Annotated in this window: 28 protein-coding genes; 16 read left to right on the top strand and 12 right to left on the bottom strand. The window is 29.3% G+C overall.

Going from position 1 to position 23,907, the window contains the following annotated elements:
* Nucleotides 1-2: 2 nt before the first annotated feature.
* From ACIQ06_RS03770 to ACIQ06_RS03750, 5 genes are read left to right on the top strand one after another with little or no spacing between them, the layout of a single operon-like run.
* On the top strand, nucleotides 3-1,346 hold the full coding sequence (locus ACIQ06_RS03770) for a 2TM domain-containing protein (RefSeq protein WP_345092414.1): 1,344 nt from the start codon (nucleotides 3-5) through the stop codon (nucleotides 1,344-1,346).
* Nucleotides 1,337-1,651: a 2TM domain-containing protein gene (locus ACIQ06_RS03765; RefSeq protein ID WP_396143947.1), complete on the top strand. Its 315-nt coding sequence runs from the start codon at nucleotides 1,337-1,339 to the stop codon at nucleotides 1,649-1,651. Before ACIQ06_RS03770 ends, ACIQ06_RS03765 begins: the two co-directional genes overlap by 10 nt.
* 2 nt (nucleotides 1,652-1,653) lie before the next feature.
* Nucleotides 1,654-1,968 carry a 2TM domain-containing protein gene (locus tag ACIQ06_RS03760; protein WP_298302121.1) on the top strand — a complete coding sequence of 105 codons (315 nt, stop codon included), beginning with the start codon at nucleotides 1,654-1,656 and terminating at the stop codon, nucleotides 1,966-1,968.
* Nucleotides 1,968-2,624 (top strand): hypothetical protein, encoded by a 657-nt coding sequence (locus tag ACIQ06_RS03755; RefSeq protein ID WP_396143946.1) that lies wholly within the window; start codon nucleotides 1,968-1,970, stop codon nucleotides 2,622-2,624. The genes ACIQ06_RS03760 and ACIQ06_RS03755 overlap by 1 nt, the downstream gene beginning before the upstream one ends.
* A gap of 4 nt (nucleotides 2,625-2,628) precedes the next feature.
* The gene (locus ACIQ06_RS03750; RefSeq protein WP_396143945.1) at nucleotides 2,629-3,384 is read left to right on the top strand and encodes a LytR/AlgR family response regulator transcription factor; all 756 of its coding nucleotides are present in this window, start codon (nucleotides 2,629-2,631) and stop codon (nucleotides 3,382-3,384) included.
* 49 nt (nucleotides 3,385-3,433) lie between these two features.
* Here the strand turns inward: ACIQ06_RS03750 and ACIQ06_RS03745 are convergent, their stop codons facing one another.
* The 6 genes from ACIQ06_RS03745 to ACIQ06_RS03720 all read right to left on the bottom strand — a co-directional run bounded on the left by ACIQ06_RS03745 (nucleotide 3,434) and on the right by ACIQ06_RS03720 (nucleotide 8,178).
* Entirely contained in the window at nucleotides 3,434-3,616 is a 183-nt protein-coding gene (locus ACIQ06_RS03745) for a CsbD family protein (RefSeq protein ID WP_298302715.1), read from the bottom strand.
* A gap of 93 nt (nucleotides 3,617-3,709) precedes the next feature.
* Entirely contained in the window at nucleotides 3,710-4,480 is a 771-nt protein-coding gene (locus ACIQ06_RS03740) for a CDP-alcohol phosphatidyltransferase family protein (RefSeq protein ID WP_396143944.1), read from the bottom strand.
* A gap of 42 nt (nucleotides 4,481-4,522) precedes the next feature.
* Nucleotides 4,523-5,011, bottom strand: a complete 489-nt coding sequence (locus ACIQ06_RS03735) for a hypothetical protein (protein ID WP_396143943.1) — start codon at nucleotides 5,009-5,011, stop codon at nucleotides 4,523-4,525.
* Nucleotides 5,011-6,030: a COX15/CtaA family protein gene (locus tag ACIQ06_RS03730; protein WP_396143942.1), complete on the bottom strand. Its 1,020-nt coding sequence runs from the start codon at nucleotides 6,028-6,030 to the stop codon at nucleotides 5,011-5,013. The genes ACIQ06_RS03735 and ACIQ06_RS03730 overlap by 1 nt, the downstream gene beginning before the upstream one ends.
* 68 nt (nucleotides 6,031-6,098) lie before the next feature.
* The gene (locus tag ACIQ06_RS03725; protein WP_396143941.1) at nucleotides 6,099-7,526 is read right to left on the bottom strand and encodes a CCA tRNA nucleotidyltransferase; all 1,428 of its coding nucleotides are present in this window, start codon (nucleotides 7,524-7,526) and stop codon (nucleotides 6,099-6,101) included.
* A 55-nt stretch (nucleotides 7,527-7,581) separates the two neighbouring features.
* Complete coding sequence (locus tag ACIQ06_RS03720) at nucleotides 7,582-8,178, bottom strand: L-threonylcarbamoyladenylate synthase (protein WP_396143940.1); 597 nt, start codon at nucleotides 8,176-8,178, stop codon at nucleotides 7,582-7,584.
* A 171-nt stretch (nucleotides 8,179-8,349) separates the two neighbouring features.
* Here ACIQ06_RS03720 and ACIQ06_RS03715 point away from each other — a divergent pair, with 171 nt between their 5' ends.
* Genes ACIQ06_RS03715 through ACIQ06_RS03690 form a run of 6 tightly spaced genes read left to right on the top strand, consistent with a single transcriptional unit; the run spans nucleotide 8,350 to nucleotide 13,985 of the window.
* Entirely contained in the window at nucleotides 8,350-9,138 is a 789-nt protein-coding gene (locus ACIQ06_RS03715; protein ID WP_396143939.1) for an NAD-dependent epimerase/dehydratase family protein, read from the top strand.
* Nucleotides 9,131-9,931 (top strand): glycosyltransferase family 2 protein, encoded by an 801-nt coding sequence (locus ACIQ06_RS03710; protein WP_396143938.1) that lies wholly within the window; start codon nucleotides 9,131-9,133, stop codon nucleotides 9,929-9,931. Before ACIQ06_RS03715 ends, ACIQ06_RS03710 begins: the two co-directional genes overlap by 8 nt.
* Nucleotides 9,932-9,933: 2 nt before the next feature.
* Nucleotides 9,934-11,097, top strand: a complete 1,164-nt coding sequence (locus ACIQ06_RS03705; protein WP_396143937.1) for a DegT/DnrJ/EryC1/StrS family aminotransferase — start codon at nucleotides 9,934-9,936, stop codon at nucleotides 11,095-11,097.
* A gap of 12 nt (nucleotides 11,098-11,109) precedes the next feature.
* Nucleotides 11,110-12,201, top strand: a complete 1,092-nt coding sequence (gene gmd, locus ACIQ06_RS03700) for a GDP-mannose 4,6-dehydratase (protein ID WP_396143936.1) — start codon at nucleotides 11,110-11,112, stop codon at nucleotides 12,199-12,201.
* 6 nt (nucleotides 12,202-12,207) lie between these two features.
* Nucleotides 12,208-13,137, top strand: a complete 930-nt coding sequence (locus ACIQ06_RS03695; RefSeq protein ID WP_396143935.1) for a GDP-L-fucose synthase family protein — start codon at nucleotides 12,208-12,210, stop codon at nucleotides 13,135-13,137.
* Between the two features lie 5 nt (nucleotides 13,138-13,142).
* Entirely contained in the window at nucleotides 13,143-13,985 is an 843-nt protein-coding gene (locus ACIQ06_RS03690; protein ID WP_396143934.1) for a glycosyltransferase family 2 protein, read from the top strand.
* Here the strand turns inward: ACIQ06_RS03690 and ACIQ06_RS03685 are convergent.
* Genes ACIQ06_RS03685 through ACIQ06_RS03670 form a run of 4 tightly spaced genes read right to left on the bottom strand, consistent with a single transcriptional unit; the run spans nucleotide 13,982 to nucleotide 17,838 of the window.
* A complete protein-coding gene (locus ACIQ06_RS03685; protein ID WP_396143933.1) occupies nucleotides 13,982-15,178 on the bottom strand; it encodes a glycosyltransferase family 4 protein in 1,197 nt (398 codons plus the stop codon). The two genes, ACIQ06_RS03690 and ACIQ06_RS03685, sit on opposite strands and share 4 nt — an antisense overlap.
* 10 nt (nucleotides 15,179-15,188) lie before the next feature.
* Nucleotides 15,189-16,139: a lipopolysaccharide core biosynthesis protein rfaS gene (locus tag ACIQ06_RS03680; RefSeq protein ID WP_396143932.1), complete on the bottom strand. Its 951-nt coding sequence runs from the start codon at nucleotides 16,137-16,139 to the stop codon at nucleotides 15,189-15,191.
* Nucleotides 16,136-17,056, bottom strand: coding sequence for a glycosyltransferase family 2 protein (locus ACIQ06_RS03675; RefSeq protein WP_396143931.1), 921 nt, complete (start codon nucleotides 17,054-17,056; stop codon nucleotides 16,136-16,138). Before ACIQ06_RS03675 ends, ACIQ06_RS03680 begins: the two co-directional genes overlap by 4 nt.
* A gap of 14 nt (nucleotides 17,057-17,070) precedes the next feature.
* Nucleotides 17,071-17,838, bottom strand: coding sequence for a glycosyltransferase family 2 protein (locus ACIQ06_RS03670; RefSeq protein ID WP_396143930.1), 768 nt, complete (start codon nucleotides 17,836-17,838; stop codon nucleotides 17,071-17,073).
* Between the two features lie 66 nt (nucleotides 17,839-17,904).
* On the opposite strand from ACIQ06_RS03670, the gene ACIQ06_RS03665 reads away from it, so the two are divergent.
* On the top strand, nucleotides 17,905-18,618 hold the full coding sequence (locus ACIQ06_RS03665; RefSeq protein WP_396143929.1) for a polysaccharide deacetylase family protein: 714 nt from the start codon (nucleotides 17,905-17,907) through the stop codon (nucleotides 18,616-18,618).
* Nucleotides 18,619-18,621: 3 nt separating this feature from the next.
* Here ACIQ06_RS03665 and ACIQ06_RS03660 read toward each other — a convergent pair whose 3' ends face one another.
* On the bottom strand, nucleotides 18,622-19,359 hold the full coding sequence (locus ACIQ06_RS03660) for a glycosyltransferase family 2 protein (protein WP_396143928.1): 738 nt from the start codon (nucleotides 19,357-19,359) through the stop codon (nucleotides 18,622-18,624).
* A gap of 57 nt (nucleotides 19,360-19,416) precedes the next feature.
* On the opposite strand from ACIQ06_RS03660, the gene ACIQ06_RS03655 reads away from it, so the two are divergent.
* The 3 genes from ACIQ06_RS03655 to ACIQ06_RS03645 all read left to right on the top strand — a co-directional run bounded on the left by ACIQ06_RS03655 (nucleotide 19,417) and on the right by ACIQ06_RS03645 (nucleotide 21,959).
* A complete protein-coding gene (locus ACIQ06_RS03655; protein WP_396143927.1) occupies nucleotides 19,417-20,094 on the top strand; it encodes a glycosyltransferase in 678 nt (225 codons plus the stop codon).
* Nucleotides 20,095-20,192: 98 nt separating this feature from the next.
* Entirely contained in the window at nucleotides 20,193-21,002 is an 810-nt protein-coding gene (locus ACIQ06_RS03650) for a glycosyltransferase family 2 protein (RefSeq protein WP_298302659.1), read from the top strand.
* A gap of 12 nt (nucleotides 21,003-21,014) precedes the next feature.
* The gene (locus ACIQ06_RS03645) at nucleotides 21,015-21,959 is read left to right on the top strand and encodes an NAD-dependent epimerase/dehydratase family protein (protein ID WP_396143926.1); all 945 of its coding nucleotides are present in this window, start codon (nucleotides 21,015-21,017) and stop codon (nucleotides 21,957-21,959) included.
* Here ACIQ06_RS03645 and ACIQ06_RS03640 read toward each other — a convergent pair whose 3' ends face one another.
* Nucleotides 21,960-23,018: a glycosyltransferase family 9 protein gene (locus ACIQ06_RS03640; protein WP_396143925.1), complete on the bottom strand. Its 1,059-nt coding sequence runs from the start codon at nucleotides 23,016-23,018 to the stop codon at nucleotides 21,960-21,962.
* A 98-nt stretch (nucleotides 23,019-23,116) separates the two neighbouring features.
* On the opposite strand from ACIQ06_RS03640, the gene ACIQ06_RS03635 reads away from it, so the two are divergent.
* Nucleotides 23,117-23,872 (top strand): lipopolysaccharide kinase InaA family protein, encoded by a 756-nt coding sequence (locus ACIQ06_RS03635; protein ID WP_396143924.1) that lies wholly within the window; start codon nucleotides 23,117-23,119, stop codon nucleotides 23,870-23,872.
* Nucleotides 23,873-23,907: the final 35 nt, after the last annotated feature.

The following is a 23,907-nucleotide window of genomic DNA, read 5'->3' as shown; positions in this document are numbered from 1 at the left end:
AGATGATAACCAAATTAATCAAAGAATTACCAAGAGCAATTTTTATTTCTATAAGCATCTTTTTAGTTCTATTAATCATAAGATTCTTATCAGGAGTTCGAATTGAATTCAACTCAAGTTTATTAATCAATTTTGGTTATACAACTTTATACGGTTTCATGTTGTACTATGCGAATGCTATTTTATTCATGAAACTCGATGAGATTTTTAGCAAAGAAAGGTTCAATAGAAAAAGAATTCTAATTGGTTTTATAGGTTCATTTATTATTTCAGTTGGAGTAATCTTTTTGTTGAGAATTTTTGAAGATGTAATTATTGAAGGAAGTTCATTAGCTTTATTTTTTGAAAAAGAAAAGTTTAGTAATTATCTAGTTACCATCATAATAACATTTATTGTAACACTTGCTTTTCATGCATTTTACTTTTACAAAGCTTACCAAGAAAGTCGCCTAAAAGAACAAAAAATAATCGCCGGAACTGCGAATGCTAAATTTGAAAGCTTAAAGAATCAAATTGATCCTCATTTTCTTTTTAATAGTTTGAATGTTTTAAGTTCATTGATAGAAGAAAATCCTGAAAATGCACAACAGTTTACCACTTCATTGTCTAAGATTTATCGCTACGTTTTAGAACAAAAGGATAAAGAATTAGTTACCGTTTCAGAAGAATTAGCTTTCGCAAAAACGTATATGAAGTTATTAAAAATGCGTTTCGAAAACAGCATCACTTTTGAACTTCCAACTGATTTTGAAAATCCTGATGCAAAAGTGGTTCCGTTGTCATTGCAATTATTATTAGAAAACACGATTAAACATAATGTGGTTAGCGAAAACAAACCACTTCATATTAAAATTTATATAAAAGATAATTTTTTAGTAGTAGAAAATAACCTGCAAAAGAAAGAAGTTTTACAAGATAGAAAAGGTGTAGGACTTCAAAATATAGTAAGTCGTTATGCTATTCTTTCAGAACGAAAAGTCTTAATTGACGAAACTAAAGAAACGTTTGCAGTATATCTACCTATTTTAACAAAACAAATAAGTATCATGGAAACAACAAATACATTTAACGAAAACACTTCTTACTTGAGAGCAAAAGAACGTGTAGAAAAAATAAAAGGATTTTATGGAAATTTAGCATCTTATTGTGTGGTAATTCCAATATTAATCATCATAAATTTAAACTCACCGCACAATTTTCAATGGTTTTGGTTCCCAATGTTGGGTTGGGGTTTAGGAGTACTATTCCATGCTTTTGAAACTTTTGGATATGGAAAATCTTGGGAAGAGAAAAAGATTCAAGAAATATTGAATAAACAAAATAATACTAACAACAAATGGAAGTAATTATGAATACTAATCAAGATTTTGAGAACTATCAAAAAGCAAAAAAGCAAGTTGAAGAAATCAAAGGATTTTATTCGCATTTAACATTTTACATAATTTTTAATGCAATAATAATTTTTATCAATTTAAAATATTCACCTAATCATCTTTGGTTTTTTTGGACAACTTTCAGTTGGGGAATTGGATTATTTTTTCATGCGTTAAAAGTCTTTAATTGGTTTCCTTTTTTTGGAAAAAGTTGGGAAGAAAAAAAGATGCAACAGTTTATAGAAGAAGAAAAGAACAAACAAAATAAATACGAATAATTATGACACCAGAAGAGCAAATGCAATACGAAAGAGCACTTAAACGTGTCAAAAAGATTAAAGGTTTTTATACGCATTTATTGGTTTATGTGGTTATAAATTTGATGATTGTGATAATTAATATCCAAAATCTCAAAACCGGTGAAAGTTATTTTAAATTGGAAAATTTCTTCACGGCTTTCTTTTGGGGAATTGGTTTAGTAGCTCACGGATTATCAACTTTTGGAGGTGAAATTTTCTTCGGAAGCGATTGGGAAGAAAAGAAAATTAAAGAGTTGATGGAGAAGGAGAAGAGCGAACAACAAAAATGGGACTAATGATAAATTCGGAACTTATTTTTAAAATTTTACTTGTAATTCACATCATTGCAGGAATCATTGGTTTGATTACCGGAACTATCAATATTACTAGAAAAAAAGGAGATAAGTTGCATAAAAATGTTGGTTTGTTTTTTCTTTATGGGATGTTGATTAACGGTTTTGCAGGTTTATTAATGACTTTAATACATAGTAATCCATTCTTGTTTATTGTTGGAATTTTTTCAATTTACATGGCAGCTACAGGACAACGATATCTTTCTTTAAAAGGATTGTTGAAAGGTGAAAAGGCCAAAAATATAGATTGGATTTTAAGTGCAATAATGTTACTTTTCGGAATTGGATTTGTGATATATGGAATCTTAATATTGTTTTCATGTAATAATTTCGGAATAGTATTATTGGTCTTCGGATTCATCAGTATTTCAATGGTTTATCAAGATTTTAAAAATTATAAAGGTCAAAATTCAATAAAAAACTTTTGGTTGTTAGTTCACATTCAGCGAATGATAGGTAGCTATATTGCTGCTGCAACAGCTTTTTTAGTAGTCAATAATACTTTTTTACCAGCAGTTGTTGCTTGGCTTTTACCAACTGTATTACTAGTTCCATTAATTATTAAATGGTCAAATAAATATAAAATCGTTTCAAAATAAGAATATGAACATAATTATTATAGAAGACGAAAAACCTGCTGCAAGATTGTTGCAACGCAAGGTTGAAAAATTAGGATTGCAAGTCGATCAAATGCTTCATTCTGTTGAAGAATCTATCAATTGGTTTAACAATAATCCACATCCAGATTTGATATTTTTGGATATTCAATTGTCTGATGGTTTATCGTTTGAAATATTCGAAAATATTGACATAAAAAGCGCTGTGATTTTCACAACTGCTTACGATGAATATGCTCTGCGAGCTTTTAAATTAAACAGTATTGATTATCTTCTAAAACCAATTGACGAAGAAGATTTGGAAACTGCTGTAAACAAATTTAAAGCAAGAAATACAGCAACTCCCAATTTGTCATTGGATTTTGAAATGATAAAAAAAATGTTGGTGAACCCAATTGATAGAGAATATAAAAAGCGATTCACTATTAAAATGGGACAACAACTTAAAATGATAACTATTGATGAAGTAGAATGTTTTTATAGTGAAAACAAAGGAACTTATCTTCATACTTTTGATGGACGTGACTACTTATTAGATACTACTTTAGAAAGTTTAGAAAACGAATTAGATCCAAAGGATTTTTATCGAGTTTCAAGAAAATTTATCATTCCGTTAAAAGGAATTAAGGAAATTCAAATGCACAGCAACTCACGATTAAAAGTAATTTTACCAACTTACAAAGACGATGAAGTAATTGTTGCTAGAGAAAAAGTAAGTGATTTTAAAACTTGGTTGGGATAAAAAAAAGCCATCAATAATTAGTTATTTGATGGCTTTTTTTGTGAATAATTTATTCAAATAATGATTTGATTTCCTTTTCGGTTTTACCTAATTTTTCTTTTAGTTTTCCCCACATTTCTTGTTCTTTTCCTTCTTCATATAACAAATCATCATCAGTTAATTCTGCAAATTTTTGTTTCATTTTTCCTTTTAATTGTTCCCAATTACCTTTAATTTCTTTTGAATTCGGCATAATGATTTTTTTTAAATTAATAATTTTTATCTATTCAAATTTCAGAAATTAAATTTCAAAATTGTTTTACATTTCCAGATAAAAGTTACATAATTACTTTATTACGACTTTGCGAATTGCAATTAAAAAAAACACTAGTAAAGTATAAATAATAAAAAAAGGTACAATAAATTCAATCCAACCCAAAGGTAACATAACGGCAATAATTAGCAATTGAAATCCCAATCCATAAAGAGATAGTAAGGTCATGAACCAATTAGGAAACGTTTTTACTTTGTAAGCATCTTTATCTAAAAAGTGAATTATTTTATCAAAAGCGCCATAGACTATAGTATAAATTCCAAATAAAATATCAACTGATTTTTGCGTTTCTCCTGGCAAAGCTTTCGGTGATTTATATTCAAATACTTTGCTGGTAGAATCACCACCAACTGATTTATTTCTTAAAATCACATAGTAATAATTATACAACGTTCCTTGAAGTTGAATTCCGATAAAAGCTAGTAAACAAAACCAAATAGTTGTCTTTGATACATAACAAATAGCCATAAGAATCAAGAAATTCAGAATAATATCAAATACACTATCTAAATATCTTCCCACATAAGAAGGTGTGTTTTTAAGTCGAGCCAATTCGCCATCGGCAGCATCAATTCCAGATTTGAGAACAATAAAAAATGCAGCCCAAAAATACTGTTGTGTAACTATACAATAAATCGCAATTAAACCCGATATTCCAAATAAAATGGTAACGTGAATAGGAGTGAAGCGTGTACTTTTTAATTGATTAGCAAGGAATTTTCCGAATGGTCTTCCGTAATCTGATAAGTCAAGAAATTTATCTTGAGCTGTAAGTTTTGACATTTAAAGTTTCTAAATAGAACTGCGACAATATAGTCTGTAAATTTATTTTGGTAATGGAATCGCAACAAACCACATCATTGACATTGCGATTATTCCACCTATTATTCCAACAATAGTTATTAATTTTATAGTATTTTCTGATGGATTATCGTTTACATTTCCAAAGCTATTAACTCTAATAATTCCTGGATGATTTTCTAAAAATTTTGCTCCGTTTTTAAAGAAAATAAATCTAATTAATAATATCCAAATTGCTATTATAGAAAAGTGAAATAATAAAACCATCGGATTCATTTTAGACGGTTGAAAGTAATCAAATACAGATTCTGTAAGTCCAAAAGTATTTCCAATTCCAATAATAATCCATGGAATGGAACCATAAATTAAAAAGTTTTTAAAGATAATTTTATAACCATTCTCTTTCTCAGGACTTTCTTCTATAAATTCAGAGGCTTTTTTTCTTAAAAGATAAGCATTAAAAAAGTTTACTAAAATGAATAAAATCCAAATGTATTGAGTTAAATGTTTCATTATTTACTTAGTCTATGTAAGGTGTAAGTCATAGTTGCCAACAAAATAAAAGCCATTATTTGATGTGTTAAACCTAACCACATTGGAACACCTAATAATAAGGTTAAAACACCTAATGTAAATTGCAAAAACACTATAAAAGCCAATAGATTTAATCCATTTTTCTGTTGCGTTGAAACTGCAAATTTCTTACTTTGAAAATATAAAAATAAAATTAATCCAACAACAACATAAGCCAAAGTTCTGTGCACAAATTGAACGCCACTTTTACCTTCAGTTAATCGCAATAGCCAAGAATCTTTTTCTAAAATAATACTTTCGTGGAAAAATTTCCCATCACTCATCAATGGCCAATGGTTGTGAATTAATCCGGCATTCAATCCTGCTACAAATCCACCATAAATGATTTGGATTACAAGAAAAACGATGGCAATTCGAGCGTATTTTCTTAAAGTTGTGTTGACTTCTTTTTTATCAGGATAGATTAAATCTAACGCAACCCAAAGTGTGTAGGCAAAAGTTATAAATGCAAAAGTTAAGTGTAAAGCTAATCTAAAATGACTCACATCAGGATTATCGATCAAACCACTTTTCACCATAAACCAACCTAAAAATCCTTGAAATGCACCCATTCCTAGAAGGACGATACATTTTTTAATGGTTTCAGAATCTAATTTCTTTTTGATTAAAAAGTAAACAAATGGAATGATGAAAACCAATCCAATTATTCTTCCAATAAAGCGGTGAAACCATTCCCAGAAATAAATAAATTTATAATCAGAAAGTTGAAAATCGTTATGAATATTGATTTTTTGATATTCAGGAAATTTCTTGTATTCATCAAATGCTGCTTGCCATTTTTCTTCTGTCAAAGGAGGAAAAGTGTCTGTTACCAAATGCCAATCGGTCATTGAAAGTCCAGAATTGGTCAAACGTGTAATTCCACCAACAGTAACCATGATAAAGAGTAAGATACAACCTGAAAGTAGCCAATAAATGACTGATTTGTTATTCTTCATTTGAGAAGTAATTTTTATGCAAAATTATTTTTAATCCTTTGATTAACTCATTTAACAAAAGTTAATCTTTACTTATTATTTTCTACTTTTTTCAACCCTAATTTTTCTGCTCTTTTTAGAACAAAATCGTAAGCTGCTTGATATTCATTCGGAATTTTTCCGTCCAAAATAGCTTCTTTTACGGACTCTTTCAACATTCCTATTTCTTTTGAAGGCTTTAGATTGAATAGTTCCATGATTTCTTCACCAGAAATTGGCGGTTGAAATTGACGCACATGATCGCGTTCTTCAACTTCAATTATTTTTTTGCGAACGATATCAAAATTATTATGGTATTTTTTGAACTTCGTTGGATTTTTAGTTGTGATATCAGCTTCACAAAGTGTCATCAAATGATCTACATCTTCACCAGCATCAAAAACTAAACGTCTTACAGCAGAATCAGTTACAATATCTTCAGCCAAAACAATTGGTCGTGAACTCAACATAACCATTTTCTGAACAAACTTCATTTTTTGATTCAATGGCATGTGCAATCTTTCAAAGATTTTTTTCACCATTTTTCCACCAAGAAATTCGTGTCCGTGGAATGTCCAACCTTGTTTTTTATTGAATTTTTTTGTTGGAGCTTTTCCAATATCATGCAACAAAGCAGCCCAACGTAACCAAACATCATCAGTATTCGGACAAATATTATCAACAACTTCTAAGGTGTGATAAAAGTTATTTTTATGCGTATGACCTTCAATTTCTTCTACATTATTCAACGCTGTTAATTCAGGTAAAATAATGTCTAAAAGTCCTGTTTTATATAAATGTAAAAAACCAATTGATGGTTTATCAGTAGAAAGAATTTTGTTTAACTCATCCACAATGCGTTCTCCAGAAATAATATTGATTCGCTCCTTATTTCGTTCAATTGCAGTTAATGATTCTTCTTCAATTTCAAAGTTTAATTGCGTTGCAAAACGAATACCACGTAGCATTCGCAGAGGATCGTCTGAATAAGTAATATCTGGATTTAAAGGCGTTTTTATGATTTTATTTTCTAAATCAGATAAGCCATTGAATGGATCAACCAATTCACCATAATTTCTTTCATTCAAAGAAAAAGCCAATGCATTTATGGTAAAATCACGTCGGTTTTGGTCGTCTTCCAATGTTCCATTTTCTACAATTGGATTTCTGCTGTCTTGATTGTAGCTTTCTTTTCTTGCACCAACAAATTCAATATCAATCTCTTTGTAACGAAGCATTGCTGTTCCGTAATTTTTAAAAACTTGAACTTTAGGTTTGTTAGGCAATAATTCTGAAACTTTCAAAGCCAAGTCAATTCCCGAACCTACAGCAACAATATCAATATCTTTTTTAAAATCCCTTTGAAGTAAAAAATCACGAACAAAACCGCCAATAACATAACTATCAACATTAAGTTCTTGGCTTGCCTGTGCAATTATTTTAAAAATAGGATTATTAAGTGCTTTTGTGTAATTCATTGTATTGATTTCAATTTCAGTTTAATTAACTGAAAACTGTGACTGCGATTGAAAACTATTTACGAATAATTTTAACCTGATTATCTAGTGAAAGTTTTATTATCGTTGATGGATTTTTACAAACTTTATCGCGGTGCAAATTTACTACATAGTCAACACCTTTAATAATTTCGGGACTAATTTCTTTAAATGTTTTGGGAGTAACATTTCCAGAAACATTTGCCGATGTTGAAACTAGTGGTCGTTTCATGCGTTCCATTAATTTAAAACAAAATGGTTCTTTCACTAGTCTAACTCCAAGTGTTTTATCCTCTGCTATGATATTTGAAGCCACATTTCTAGGATTATCAAGAATTAATGTAGTTGCTTTTTGCTTTTCTAATTCACCATCAGTTGGGTTGGATAAATCCCAAATTTCCCAAGCTAAATCAGGAATTGCTGAAAAAACATTATACATCATTTTTTCACCATTCATGAGTACAATCATGCTTTTTGAATCGTCTCGCTGTTTTAAATCATAAATTTTCTTAACAGCTTCTTCATTAGAAGCATCACAACCAATTCCCCAAACAGTATCTGTTGGATAAAGAATGATGCCACCATTTTTAATGACTTCGTATGCGTTGTGAACTTCAGTGTTAATATCACTCATAAACCTTTGTTTTCTTTATCGCAAAGATATAACTTTACTATTTAATTTTCGAAACTGCTTTATTTTCTCGAATCGTTAGTTTTTTTTGGTAAATAAATTATCTTTGTTCTTGGAAAAAACATCATTATAAAGATGTATTTTTCTTATTGATATTTTAAAATTCGCATCTTAATGATAGGTATTACGGGCTCTACAGGTGTTTTAGGCAGCATCATTTGTGATAAACTAGAAAAACAAAATATAGCTTTTTCTAGATTTACTGCAGATATCCGAGATGACAACGCTGTGTTGAATTGGGTTCGCGATAATGAGTTAAATTATATTATTCATTTGGCTTCTAAAGTTGCCGTTTCTGATGTTGAGAACAATATTGACGAAGCTTATGATATTAATATTTCGGGTACAATAAATCTTATTAAGGCAGTAAAAAAGTACAATAAACCAATAGGTTTTTTTTATGCCAGTACAAGCCACGTTTATGCCAGTTCAGCATCTGCAATTAAGGAAACCGATGCTATTAGCCCAATTAATTCATATGGACTTACAAAATGGATGTCAGAATTAATTCTTAATGATTTTAAAAAAAAATATTCAAATATTAATTTGTGTATAGGAAGGATTTTTAGTTTTTATCACCAATCGCAAAGACCTCCTTTCTTGTACCCCAATTTAATAAAACGATTTGAAGAGGAAGATTTATCAATGCCATTCAAATTATTTGGAGCTAATTCAACTAGAGATTTTTTAAATGCCGAAGAAGTTTGCGATATTATTATCAAATTGGTTCTTGGTAATTGTGAAGGAACAATTAATATTGCCTCGGGTACATCGATAAAGATTATTGATTTCGCACAAAAAATAGCACCTCAAAAAATGAATTTTGATTACGATGCTACTGAAACTATAAATCATTTAAATGCCGATATTTCATTATTAAATTCTATTATAAAAAATGACTAACAAACAAGTTTCAATAGTAATACCAACATTTAATAGAGCTGATTATCTAGTTGAATGTATTGACTCGTGCTTAGCTCAAACACAGGCGTGTGAGATAATTGTGTGCGATCATGGTAGTACTGACAATACACCAGAAGTTGTAAAAAAGTATGGTGACAGAATAAAGTATGTTAGAAGAACATTAGATTCTGGAGTTCATTTTTGTTGGATGGATGGAATTTTGCATTGTTCTAATGATTTAATCCACATAAATTATGATGATGATTGGATAAAGCCTAATTTTATCGAAGATTGTGTTAAATTATTTGACGAAAATGTAGGTTTTGTTTTCTCAAATGCAACGGTTTATTATGAAAATCAAAAAGAATACAGTGATAATTTATTCAAATTAAATGATACTTCTGGAGTTTTTCCGGTAAAGAATTTTTTAAAATTTAGTACTAGCAATATGGTTTCACCAGGTGCTGCTATTTTTAGAAAAAAACAACTTTTGGACAACTTGTTCGTTGGAAAAGTTCCTTTTACTCAAAATGAATATCATGGCGTTGGACCCGATATTTTATTTTCAATAATGAGTTGTATTGAGTATCCATCCTATGGTTTTGTTAACGAGCCATTAGCAATATTTAGAGCCCATGATAAATCAATCACTATTGATGCCTTGTCGGATTCATCAAAACAGATAAAAATTAAGAACGCATACAATGATGCTAGAGTGTATTTTTATTTATCTAAAATAATTAAAAATTGCAATTTGTTTTCATTGATAAAAAAAATTAAAATTAAAAAATAGAAATGATAAGATTAGCAGAAAATACCATAACTCAAGAGGAATTAGTAGCCTTAAGTCAATGGATTCCGAGTGCGCCACAATTAACAAAAGGACCATTAGTTGTTGAATTTGAAAAACAATTTGCTGCTTACACTGGTACTAAACATTGTGTAATGGTAAATAGTGGTTCATCAGCCAATTTACTAATGGCTTATTCTTTACTTGAAGGAAATTATCTAAAAAACAAAAAGGTAGTGGTGCCAGCAATAAGTTGGATTACAACTCTTTCTCCTTTTTTACAATTTGGATTTGATGTTATACTATGTGATAGTGATAAAAAAAGTTTAGGTTTAGATGTTGCTAAACTTGAAGAGCTTTTCATCAAAGAAAAACCAGCTTTGTTAATTATTGTGCATGTACTTGCACATCTTAACGATATGGATGCCATTACCAAATTATGTCAAAAATATGATGTATTATTAATTGAAGATGCTTGCGAAGCTTTGGGTACAACTAATATTGACGGAAGAAAAGCTGGGAATTTATCTATAGCAGGCTCATTTTCATTTTATTATGGACATCATATTTCTACTATTGAAGGCGGTGCAGTTACCACTAATGATACAAAACTATACAATTTAATGTTGTCAATTCGTTCTCACGGTTGGTCAAGAGATGTCGATAGTAATTTTAAAAACGAATGGAAAGAAACCTTTAATATTGATGAAGTTAGAGAATTTTATACTTTTTACTATCCGGGATTTAATTTACGTTCAACAGATTTAAATGCCTTTTTAGGAATAAGTCAACTTGCTAAAATGGAAGAAATTACAAAAGTAAGAGAAGAAAATTTTAAATTATACAAAAAGTATTTGGGTGACAAATTTTGGAGCCAAGAAAGTCATTACAATCAGTTATCGAGTTTTGCTTTCGGAACAATTGTAGAAAATAGAGTGGAGGTTTTTAACCATTTAAAGAAAAACGATATTGAAGTTAGACCTTTAATTTGTGGCTCCATGGGAAAACAACCGTTCTGGATTAAACGATTTGGCTACACACCACTTGAAGTTGCTGATATCGTTCATGATTATGGACTATACTTACCAAATCATCTTTACATCAACGAAGAAAAAATTAAATTTGTAACAGAAAAATTTATGGAAGTTGCAATTCCTAAGTTTTTTTAAAATATAAACAAAATGAAAGTAGCATTAATTACAGGAATTACGGGACAAGATGGAGCTTATTTAGCCGAACTGTTATTGTCAAAAGGATATATGGTACACGGAGTAAAAAGAAGAAGTTCTTTGTTTAATACACAAAGAATTGATCATCTTTATGAAGATCCGCACATTGATAATCAAAAATTTAAATTGCATTATGGTGATTTAAGTGATTCTACTAACTTGATCAGAATCATTCAAGAAACCCAGCCCGATGAAATTTATAATTTAGGTGCAATGAGTCACGTAAAAGTAAGTTTTGATGTGCCAGAATATACTGCAAATACTGATGGAATCGGTACATTGAGAATTTTAGATGCAGTTAGATTACTTGGATTAATTAAAAAAACAAGAATTTATCAAGCGTCAACATCTGAGTTATATGGTTTAGTTCAAGAAGTTCCACAAAAGGAAACAACGCCATTTTATCCACGTTCACCGTATGCTGTAGCAAAAATGTATGCTTATTGGATTACAGTAAATTACAGAGAAGCTTACGACATGTATGCTTGTAATGGTATTCTTTTTAATCACGAAAGTCCGTTAAGAGGAGAAACATTTGTTACTAGAAAAATTACTAGAGGTGTTGCTCAAATGGCAATGGGAATGCAAGAAACTCTTTATATGGGAAATATTGACTCACAAAGAGATTGGGGTCATGCTAAAGACTATGTTGAGGCAATGTGGTTGATGTTACAACAAGATAAGCCAGAAGATTTTGTAATATCTACAGGTGTTACCACTCCAGTTAGAGAGTTTATCAGAATGGCTTTTAGAGAAGTAGGAGTAGAGCTTGAATTCAATGGCAAAGGTATTGATGAAAAAGGAATTGTGATTTCGACTTCTAATCCTGATTATCAGTTTAAAATTGGACAAGTAGTTTTACAAATTGATCCAACTTATTTTAGACCAACAGAAGTAGATTTGCTTATTGGTGATAATACTAAAGCCAAAACTAAATTAGGATGGACTCCAAAATATACACTAGATATGTTGGTGAAGGAAATGGTTCAGGCTGATTTAGAGATTTTTAAAAAAGAAAAATATTTATTGAATTTCAAAGGATAATAATTAATGAATCATAATTCAAAAATATTTGTAGCTGGTCATCGCGGAATGGTTGGAAGTGCCATTTTAAATGATTTAAAAAGTAAAGGTTATACTAATATTATAACCAGAACTTCAAGTGAGCTTAATTTAATTGATCAAGATAAAGTAGCTGCGTTTTTTGAATCTGAAAAACCTGAATATGTTTTTTTAGCTGCTGCCAAAGTAGGCGGAATTGTTGCAAATAACACTTATAGAGCTGATTTTATATATGAAAACATACTCATTCAAAGTAATGTGATTCATCACAGTTATAAATCAGGAGTTAAGAAACTATTATTTTTAGGATCGACTTGTATCTATCCTAAACTTGCACCGCAACCTTTAAAAGAAGATTATCTTTTGACAGGACTTTTAGAAGAAACCAATGAACCTTATGCTATTGCAAAAATATCGGGTATAAAAATGTGTGATGCTTACAGATACCAATATGGTTGTAATTTTATTTCAGTAATGCCAACAAATCTTTATGGATTTAATGATAATTATGATTTAGAAAATTCACACGTTTTACCTGCTTTGATTAGAAAATTCCACGAAGCTAAAATCAACAACTCTGATAATGTTGTGGTTTGGGGAACAGGAACTCCTTTGAGAGAATTTCTTCATGCAACTGATATGGCTAATGCTTGTGTATATCTTATGGAACATTACAATGAAAAAGGCTTTGTTAACATTGGAACTGGTGTCGAGATTTCTATTAAAGATTTAGCTTATCTGATTAAAGACATTGTAGGATTTGATGGTGATATTGTTTTTGATGAATCGAAACCAAATGGGACTCCAAGAAAGCTGACCGATATTACCAAACTTACTAATTTAGGTTGGAAATATTCTATTGAATTAAGAGATGGAATCACCAAAGTATATAACGATAAGTTTTTGGCTGTAAAATAAAAGCAATGACTAAAATATCTATTATTACTATTAATTACAACGACTTAGTTGGTTTAGAAAAAACTTTTAATAGTGTTGATAGTCAATCAAATACAGACTTTGAATACATCGTTATTGATGGCGGAAGTACTGACGGAAGTAAAGAATTTCTTGAGCAAAATTCAGATAAATTAGCTTATTGGATTTCAGAAAAAGATTCTGGTGTTTATAACGCTATGAACAAAGGAATTAAAGCTGCCAAAGGAGATTATGTTATGTTTCTAAACAGTAGAGATTTCTTAATAGATACTACCATAATCGATAAGGTAATAAAGGATTTAGATGGTTCTACAGCTATTTATTATGGAAATCTTATTTATAGCTTAAATGGAGTGAATACACAATTGTGGTCACCTCCAGATACTTTATCTTTTACTTATTTTTTGAGTGATTCATTACCACATCCAGCGAGTTTTATCAAACGAGAATTGTTCGAAACTCATTTTTATTATTCTGAACATTTTAAAATTGTATCCGATTGGGAGTTTTTCATTTACAGCATTTGTAAAATGAATGTATCCTATAAACATTTAGATTATGTTATTTCAAATTTTGATAATAGCGGAATGTCGAGTGTAAAGGAAAATCTAATTAAAATTGAGGCAGAAAAACAACAAGTTTTCGAAACACATTTTCCGTTACTACTCGACGATATTAAAGTTTTGAAAGATGGAAATTCGCAACGATTCAAGCAATATCAAGCTATAAAAAGTAATAAATTTAAATTTACCTTACTAAAAGGATTGATGAGTTTGTTGCTTTTGTTTCAACCTAAAGTAAAAATGAAAAGGTACATCACTAAAATCTAATTTTTAAATTCTGTAATGACTTTTTCATAATAGTTGATGGTTTCTTCAATCATTTTTTCTTGACTAAAACGTTCCATAATTGACTTTCTGGCATTTGATTTTATTCTATTTGCTTCATCGGTGTCAGAAAATGTTTTCAGTACAACATCACAAAAGTCATCAATACTATCTACAATATATCCATTAGTTTCGGATGTAATTATTTCATTAAAAGAAGGAATATTTGAAGCAATTACAACTTTGTTCAGCGCCATTGCTTCGCATAAAGCCAATCCAAAGGTTTCACCTGTGGAAGGAAAAATAACCACTTCTGCTTGAGCTAATGAAGAGATTAAATCTTTGGTTTTTTGAAATCCATAAAATGTCACTTTGTCTTCAAGTTTGTGCTCTTTAATTATTTTTTGAAGTGCTATTTTATGATTTTGATTCTCGGTTCCAATAAAATGCAGACTTGTATTTGGTTCTGATTGAATGGTTTTAATCAAAATTTGTACCGCAATATCAGCTCCTTTTTCATAGGCAACAGTTCCAAAATAAAATATTGATTTCGGAATTATTACTTGGTTTTCAGCTGTTTTATAAACAGTTGTTTCAATGCCATTATAGATACGTTTGAAATTTTTTATACCAAATAAATCGCGATTCATTTGTTCTGAAAACTCCGAAATAGAAATAATATTTTTGGCTTTCTTAAACGCTAATTCCTCACAATGTTTTTTGCCAACTTCAATTCCTTTGTAGTTAAAATAATGTTCTAAAACCGAAAAAGATCCGTGGCATCTAACTACGATAGGGAAAGAAGTTTCTAAGTATAGATAAAGTCCTTCGAAATCGTGAGTTTCGAGAATGTCAATATTTAAATTATTGTTTTTTATGAAATGGGAAACTATTTTAGAAATATCTTTTTTTTCATATTCATGAATTTTGAAATGCAACCATTGCAAAAGAGGACTTTTTTTTGATAAAGATCTAAAAAAATTAACAATTGGATTTCTTCTAAAAATGTTTTTTTTGAAACATACAGTAACACCATTATCAATAAAACTAACCGAAGATTTATTAACACCAAGCACATAAACTTGATGTTGTTTTTTAACCAATTCTCGTGCTAAATTAGCCATAAAACTTCCAGTTCCTCCACAAGTAGGTAATTTATCGTGCTTGTATTCTCTAGTTAAAAGTAAAATGGTCATTTTTTTCTGGTTATTTAATTTCAAAAATTGTTTTCACCCAATTTTTTAGACTATATTTTTCAAAGATTTCAGTTGATAGTTCTTCATAAGGTGAATCAAAAAATGATTCAGGAATATATTCGGTATCATTTTTCCAAATAAAAATGTTATTGGCATTATAAAAATCGTAGTTTATAATATCTTCGTTAGTAGTTATCAATTTTTTTCCTTTTCCCATAGCGTCAAATACCCTAAAAGTAAGTCCTTTTTGAATCGTCTTCTGAACATCTAAGATGATTTTAGAATCGTCATAAATTTTTTCGCTTTCTTCAAATGGAATCGCATTTCTAATGAATTCAATACTATTAGATGGATGAATTTTCGCAGCATTTTCATTTTTGGTTTGTAAAAATATTTTAGCTGTTTTGCCAAGTTTCTCAACAGAATTGAGTATCTTTTTAATTAATTCAATTCGTTCATCAAGCGTTCCAATAAAGAAAACATCGTTTTTGGGAGCAGGATTTCTTTCAGTATTAAAATAAAAATTTGTTAATTTTTTTAGCTGATATTTTTCAACATCTTTAGGTTCAAAACTGTATTTTACATCAAAAAATGGCAGTGTTCTTTCATATCTCGGAATATTATCAAAGCTATCCCAAAAATAAACTACTCTCTTTTTAGCTCGTTCGGTAACGTATTGCAATTCATCGTTAAGTAAAAAATCAGGACAAATCACAAACAAAAAATCAAAATAATCATCTTCAGTAATAGAGCTAATTCGTTCTTTACTAGCCCATATTTTTTTCAAATTTTTCTTTAAAAAAGTTTTGGCTAAGAAGTTCTGAATTTTTTGAAATGAATTTTTGTACTTATAATCTTCAAAAATTATTGACTTTAATTCACATGAGGTTTGATTCAGAATTTCTTTCTGTATAACCTTATAAATTCCGAAATAATCGGGACACAAAAAAAGTACTTTCATTCAACAATTTTTTGTTTGGTTTTCAATGATTTAGAAAGTGGCGCACCAGCCAAAAGTACTTTCAATAAATACCAATATTTAGGCTTGAAAAGCGTACTGAAAATGTAATTTATTCTTAAGTAATTCAATAAAAACCAATAATTTAAATAGCCATAATGCTTTCTAATAATATAAAGAAGTGAAATTTTTAGTTCGGTTTTAATTGTGATACTTTGTGGGGTACTTGCACCGTGATAGTGAACATATTGAGCTTCAGGAATTAGAAAACACGATTTTCCTATTTTTTCTAATCGCATACACAAATCGGTTTCTTCATAATAAAGAAATAGATTAGTATCAAATCCTCCAACTTCATTGAAATCTTTAGTTCTTGTGAACATGAAACTTCCTTGAACATAGTTTACTTTCTGAGGATTAGTATATTCAAATTTTCTTTTAGGATATTTTTTCGGATTTACTTTTTCTAGAAAATCTCTACCAAAAAGTTCTTTAGAAATGGAGGCAAAATGATCAAAAGCAACCATTCTTTTTCCAGTTTCTGTAAACGATTGACCGCCAACCATTGCAATAGAATTGTCTTTTTCAATAGCTGTTTTTAAGATTGAAAAGCAGTCGTTCAAAAACAAAGTATCATTGTTTACAAAAGCAACATATTTGGCATTTGCATATTGATAACCAGCCATATTTCCGGCTCCAAAGCCTGTATTGATTTTGCTTCTAACAAGTTGTAAGTTTTTGAAAGAATGTGATTTGCAAAATTCTTCTAATAGTTTATAGTCAGCAATTTGCGAGCAATTATCAACAACTATAATTTGATAATTCAAATTTGTAGCTGTTTTTTCCACAATACTATCAATGCACTCTTGTGTAAGTTTGCTCGAATTGTAATTTATTATTATTGCTGCTATATCAAACATTTAGTGACGTTTTATTATTCAATTTTTCTGTATAACATCCAAAGTTGTAGATACCTTTTGAATACCGAAAAGGCATGAACATAAGCTAAAATAAAACCTTCCTTACCATCAAGAATTCCTAAACGGAAAAAATACTGCCATAAAAAACGATATAATGGTCTGAAGATAAAATGATAAGCATTTGGCTTTCTTTTTTTGTTGTATAGATTTTCTGCTTGCAGTTTACTATATAAATTTAGCTTATCGTTGTAGTTATCAAAATTTTTATAACTAAAGTGATTCAGTTTATTTTTAAGAATACCAATTGTGCCATTCGCTTTAACTTCTTCATGAACCAAGCCATTATATTGACAGAAATTTTTATTAAAAAGACGCACCGCTTTATCGCTTTGCCATCCACCAAAATGGATGTGCCTTCCCATAAAAAAGAAATTTCGTTTCACAAAAAAGGCTACATCTTGTCCAGGATTAGCAACAATTTCTTGAATTTCATTTTCTAATTCTTTTGTAATAATTTCATCTAAATCAAAAAACACAATCCAATCGTTCTTCGCTTGATTGATGGCGTAATTTCTTTGTTCAGAAAAGTTAGTAAATTTACGCTCAATAACTTTTACACCCATATTTTTTGCAATTTCTATAGTGGCATCGCTACTTATAGAATCTACAAAAATGATTTCATCTGCAAAAGATAAGCTTTCAACATATCTTTTTACGTTAACTTCTTCATTAAAAGTAATGGCTAAGGCAGTTATTTTGGGTATAGCGTTATTTTCAGACATATAAATAGATGAAATATGACACAAATATAATATTTTTACACCAATAGTATTTTCAAAATTATATTTGTGTCAAAATTACCCATTTTAATGTATCATAATATTACCCCAAATGACGATTTAAGTTTGGGTTTGACGCTGTCTACAAGTAAGTTTGAAGAACAATTAGACTATTTAAATAAAAATAATTACACTTCATTATTTGTGTCTGAATTGGAACAAATGAAGTCTATTTCATCAAAATCTGTTGTAATAACTTTTGATGATGTTACCGAGAATCAATTGTTGTATGCCTTGCCATTGTTGAGAAAATATAATGTAAAAGCTACTTTTTTTATTCCATTTTCATACATAGGTAAAACAGATTTATGGAATAATGGTTCGGAGAAAATAATGACAATTGACCAATTAAAATCATTGGATTCTTCAATTATAGAGTTAGGACATCATTCTTTTTATCACAGAAAATATTCAGATTTATCAGAGCAAGAAGTTGAGACCGATTTGGATAAAAGTTTTGATTTAATTGCTAAAAACAACTTAAATGTTTATCCATCATTAGCTTATCCTTATGGTAATTATCCTAAAAAAGAACTAAAAAAGGATGTGTTTTTTACGATTTTAGAAAAAAAAGGAATAAAAATGGCTTTCAGAATAGGAAATAGAGTAAATTCTTTTCCTTTCAAAAGTAAATTTGAAATACAACGAATTGACATTAAAGGTCAAGACACTTTGTTAAAATTTAAATGGAAACTAAAAATTGGAAAACTTAGTTTGTTTTAATCTTTATTTGATGTCTTTCTCAATAAGCATCATTTTTACATACCTTGAGAAAACACCATAAGCATTGATACTTGCCAAAGCTAAACCAGGAACTCCATCAAGAAAACCTCTTTTCAAAATATAGGAGGAGAAAAAGCGGTATAAAGGTTTGAAAAATAAATGAAAAATAGTTACTTTTTTGCCTTTTTTGAGCGAAGTATTGGCTTGAAACCAAGAGTAGGAATCTTTCTTTTTTATTAAATGAAATAAACCTTTGTAGGTATAGTGAATCATGAAGTTTTTTAAGCTGCCGATGCTTCCATCAACATGTAATTTTTCATGAACGTCACCAGTGAATTTTATATTTTTATTCTTAACTAATCTTACTACTTTGTCAACTTTATGATAAAGAAAACGATTCATATAAAAATGAGGAAAACTCAATTTATATCCAGAATGTTGGTTCTTTTCAATAGTGGAAACAATTTCGTTTTTAAGTTTTTGAGAAACACGTTCGTCAGCATCTATAAAAAGTATCCAATCTCCTGTAGCATATGATATGGCATGATTTTTTTGATTGGAAAAATTATCAAATTTGCGTTCTAAAACCTTGCATCCATATTCAAGCGCTCTTTCTTTGGTTCCATCTTCACTAAAGGAATCAATCACTATAATTTCACTAGCAAATTCCACTGACTTTAGAGCATCGTCTATGTAGTCAATTTCATTGTAAGTAGGAATAATAACCGAAAGAGTGGGCATTAATTTTGCTTTTTTGTAAGTACAAATTTAATAAAATTAGGTTACCTTTGCCGAATTATGCAAAAGAATATTTCAGTAATAGTAGTAGCTAACGATAATTTCGAGTCACTTGAAAAAGTAATTTGGAGTTACAATACTCAAGCTTTTAGAAATTTCGAAATGATAATAGTAAATCAAAATTCTGATGAAACTATTTCAAAATCAATTACATCCATTCAAAAAGAAGTTTTTTTTCCAATAGTTTTATTGAACTTTGACAAAGAAAATAATGGTGATGATTGTGTGAAAAAAGCTATCGAAATAGCGTCTACAAATTATATTTTAATTACTAATTCTGATTGTTTAGCAAGACCAGATTTTGTAGAACAACATATTAAAAATAGAGTAGAAGGTTATTTTTTAAATGGTGTTTCTTACTCAATAAATGCATTGGTTTCTGATAAAATATCGCAAGAAATAATTTATTCTTCCAAGTGTTTTCAAATGTCTTGGTTAAAATCAAAGAGAATTGGTTTTTTTAGAAGTTTTATGATTTCTTATAGCGGTTTGTTTAGTACATTTTTGGATGTTATTTTTTCTAAAAATGATATTTCAAGTGACAATCTATCTGGTTGGAAGTCAGATTTTATCCAAATTAATAGTTTTACTAATTTGAAAATTAATAATTTGAAGGAAATTGATTTAAAGCAAAAAAATATTAAGAGTAGAGCAATACTTTTAAAATTACAAAATTAATAAATGCAGCATTTTTGATAGAGGTAATTTTCAATATAATATTCTCTATCTTTGATAAATAAAAAGAATTTCAATTCAAAAATATTTTGGATAACAATATGAAAATAACAGTTATAATAAGTACCTACAACGCAGAAGAATGGCTTGAAAAAGTACTAATTGGATATAGTGTTCAAACATATAAAGATTTTGATATCATTATTGCTGATGATGGTTCGAGACCTTCTACAAAAGAATTGATTGATTCTTATGCTAAAGATTATCCAGTGCCAATTAGACATTTATGGCATGAAGATTTAGGATACAGAAGACAAGAAATTCTAAATGTAGCTATTGTTGAAGCCAATCATGATTATATTTTAATGACTGATGGCGATTGTATTCCGAGACAAGATTTTGTTGAAGTTCATGCAAAATTAGCTGAGAAAGGTAAATTCTTATCTGGAGGTTATTGCAAATTACCAATGACAACTAGTAAGGCAATTTCTAAAGATGATATTGTTTCTGGAAGATGTTTTAATGTAAGTTGGTTAAAATCTATTGATAAATTAGGTTTTTCAAATACATTAAAATTAGGAGCTAATAGCTTGATAGGTAAATTTTTAGATATTATTTCGCCAACCAATCCTTCGTTTAATAATTGTAATTCATCAGGTTTTAAAGCCGATATGATTGCCATTAATGGATATGATGAACGAATGAAATATGGTGGTCCAGATAGAGAATTTGGTGAGCGTTTAGAAAATTATGGTGTAAAAGGTAAACAGATTAGACATAAAGCTATAGTTTTGCATTTAGATCATGCTAGAGGTTACAAAACACCAGAATCTTTAGCAGCAAATTTAGCCATAAGAAAAGAAGTTAGAGATAAAAAGATAGTTTGGACTAACTTTGGAATAAAAAAATAACAGTTTTACACCATGCGAATATTAGTTACCGGAGCAGCAGGTTTTATTGGTTCACACTTATGTGAAAAGTTAGCTTCGTTGCATCATGAAGTAGTTGGAATTGATAATTTCAATAACTACTACGATGTAAAACTAAAAGAATTAAACGCATCTGATTTGGAAAAAGTTGGTGTAAAAATTTTTAGATTAGATTTGAACGATGATTTAAAATCGGTTTTCGAAACTCCTTTTGATTACATCTATCATTTGGCAGCACAACCAGGAATCTCTTCTGATACTTCGTTAAATGATTATGTGACAAATAATATTTTTGCTACACAAAACTTACTTGAAAGTGTTTTAAAGTATAATGCTGATTTAAGGTTGTTTGTAAATATTTCTACATCATCTGTTTATGGTTCTGTTGCTACAGTAGATGAAGAAGTAACTCCAAAACCAATTTCATTTTACGGAACTACAAAACTGGCTGCAGAACAACTAGTTTTAGGTTTGGAAAGAACTAACAAACTTAAAGCTTGCTCAATTCGTTTGTATTCTGTTTATGGACCAAGAGAGCGTCCAGAGAAATTATATACTAAATTAATTGATAATCTGCATAATAACCAACCATTTCCATTATTTGAAGGAAGTGTGAAACACGAAAGAAGTTTTACATTTGTTGGAGATATTGTTGATGGATTGGCTTCAATTATTGGTAACGAATCTGTTGTTAATGGCGAAATTATTAATCTTGGTACCGATGTGGTTAATACAACTCAAGAAGGAATTACTATCGTTGAAGAGATAATGAATAAAAAACTGTTGATTGATCATCAACCAGCACGTAAAGGCGATCAACAAAAGACATCAGCTGTAATAAATAAAGCTATAAAGTTATTAAACTACAAACCAAAATCTACGCTAAAAGAAGGACTTCAAAAGCAAGTAGATTGGTATTTTGAAAAATTTGTAAAGTAATTACAAATTATTTTTTAGAAAAACTTCCAAATCGGGAATGATAATTTCAGGCGTCAATTGAAGATAAAATTCTCTTGGATTTTGTTCTATTTGTTTGCGCTCTTCATAAGTAAATCCCTCATATATTTCAGGTTTTTTATCTAACAAATGAATAGAATGATGTTTTATTCCATCTTCAAAACTTGCCCAATGTGCTTTGTTTACATAAGGTGAAAATATGGTAAAAGTTGGCTTTTGAAGCGCTTTTGCAATATGAACTGTTCCACCTTCATTGGCAACCAATACATCACATTGATTCATTAATTTGATAAAATCTCTAATACTTGGTGCATAGATATCCAAAATGATGTTTTGTTTGTATTGACACATTTCATAAATTGCTAAAGCATCTTTTTTCTGATGTGGCGAATAGTTAAATAGGAGGTAAGCATCATAATTTTTTGCTATGTAATCAATAATTGTTGCTACATATTCAAAAGGCATTGATTTTTGTGGCGTACTGCCTAAAACGCCTAACATGATTACTTTTTTATCACGATAATTTTTCAACCAATTTTCATTTTTTTCACTTTCAGAAAGAAATAATTTTGGTTCGTAATCAATTGGTTCAAAATCGCCTGCATATTCAATAAGATGAACACGATCTTCAATAGCTTTTCCGCAAAATTTTGTTGATGATTTTAAACCTTCTGTTGGATGAGTATAGTAGTTCCAATTGCCAAATCGTTTGCGGCTTTTGTGACCAATTGTTTGTTTGGCACCACTAAATTTACAAATTAATCGGCTTTGAGTTTTTGAATAAGGATCAAAAATAATATCGTATTTTTCTTTTCTAATTTCAAGAATGAACTTAAATAAGTTCTTTATTTTTTTAAGTTCTTTTTCTTTTATAGCTATGATTTTATCAATGTTCGGATTTTGTTCCAAAACACCAGTTGTAAAATCATAAGCCATAAAATGAACTTCACTATCAGGATATTTTCTTTTAAAATTATTTGCAATAACCGAGGCAATTAGTACGTCTCCAATTCGCTTATTTTGTATAATTAATATTTTCATCCCAAAGTGTTAAAATAAATATCGATTTAATAGAAAAACTATTTCTTGGTGCAAAGTACTATTTTTTATACTTTTAAACCAAAATATTAACTCCAACCGTGAAGATTATCCTTAATCCAAAATATAAAGAACAAGAAAAAGCTATAATTCAATTAGTTACAAGCTTTTTTGAAGAAGGAAATCTTATAGTAAAAGGTTCTCGAAATACTATCAAATCAAATTTTTTAGGTTCAGAAAAGGTAAATATCAAATTTTTTAAAAAACCAGGTATATTTAAATCGATTATTTATTCTTTTTTTAGAAGTACAAAAGCAAAGAGATCGTTTGATTATGCTAATTATTTAAAGGAGCATTCAATTTTAACTCCAGAGCCAATTGCTTACATAGAAGAGCGAAATACTATTGGTTTATTAGGAGATAGTTTTTATATCAGCCAGCAAATTGATTATGATTTTACCATAAGAGAGTTAATTCACAATCCGTTGTTTCCAAATAGAAATAGTATTTTGGAACAGTTTGCTGAATTTACTTTCAAAATGCATGAAGCAAATGTGAATTTTTTAGATCACTCACCAGGAAATACCTTAATTGTAGAAAAAGGAAATAATCAATTCGAGTTTTATCTAATTGATTTAAATCGAATGAAATTTGAAAAACTATCTATTGAAAAACGTATGGATAATTTCAAGAAAATGTGGTTGTCAAGAACAATGATTAAAGTAGTAGCCAAGAAATACGCCGAATTAATTGGTCAGCCAGAAGAGAAAATTCATGCTATTTTGCTTGAAAAGACGCTACAATTCAAAAGAAGAATTACAAAGAAAAAATACTTAAAAAGAAAACTAAAGAAATAAAAAAAATCCGAACGTAAATTCGGATTTTTTTATGA

Origin of the sequence: Flavobacterium sp. (assembly GCF_044341265.1) — a bacterium.
Taxonomy (GTDB): domain Bacteria; phylum Bacteroidota; class Bacteroidia; order Flavobacteriales; family Flavobacteriaceae; genus Flavobacterium.
Note: the sequence above shows the minus strand (reverse complement) of the source record. Positions and strands in the feature narration are given on the sequence as shown.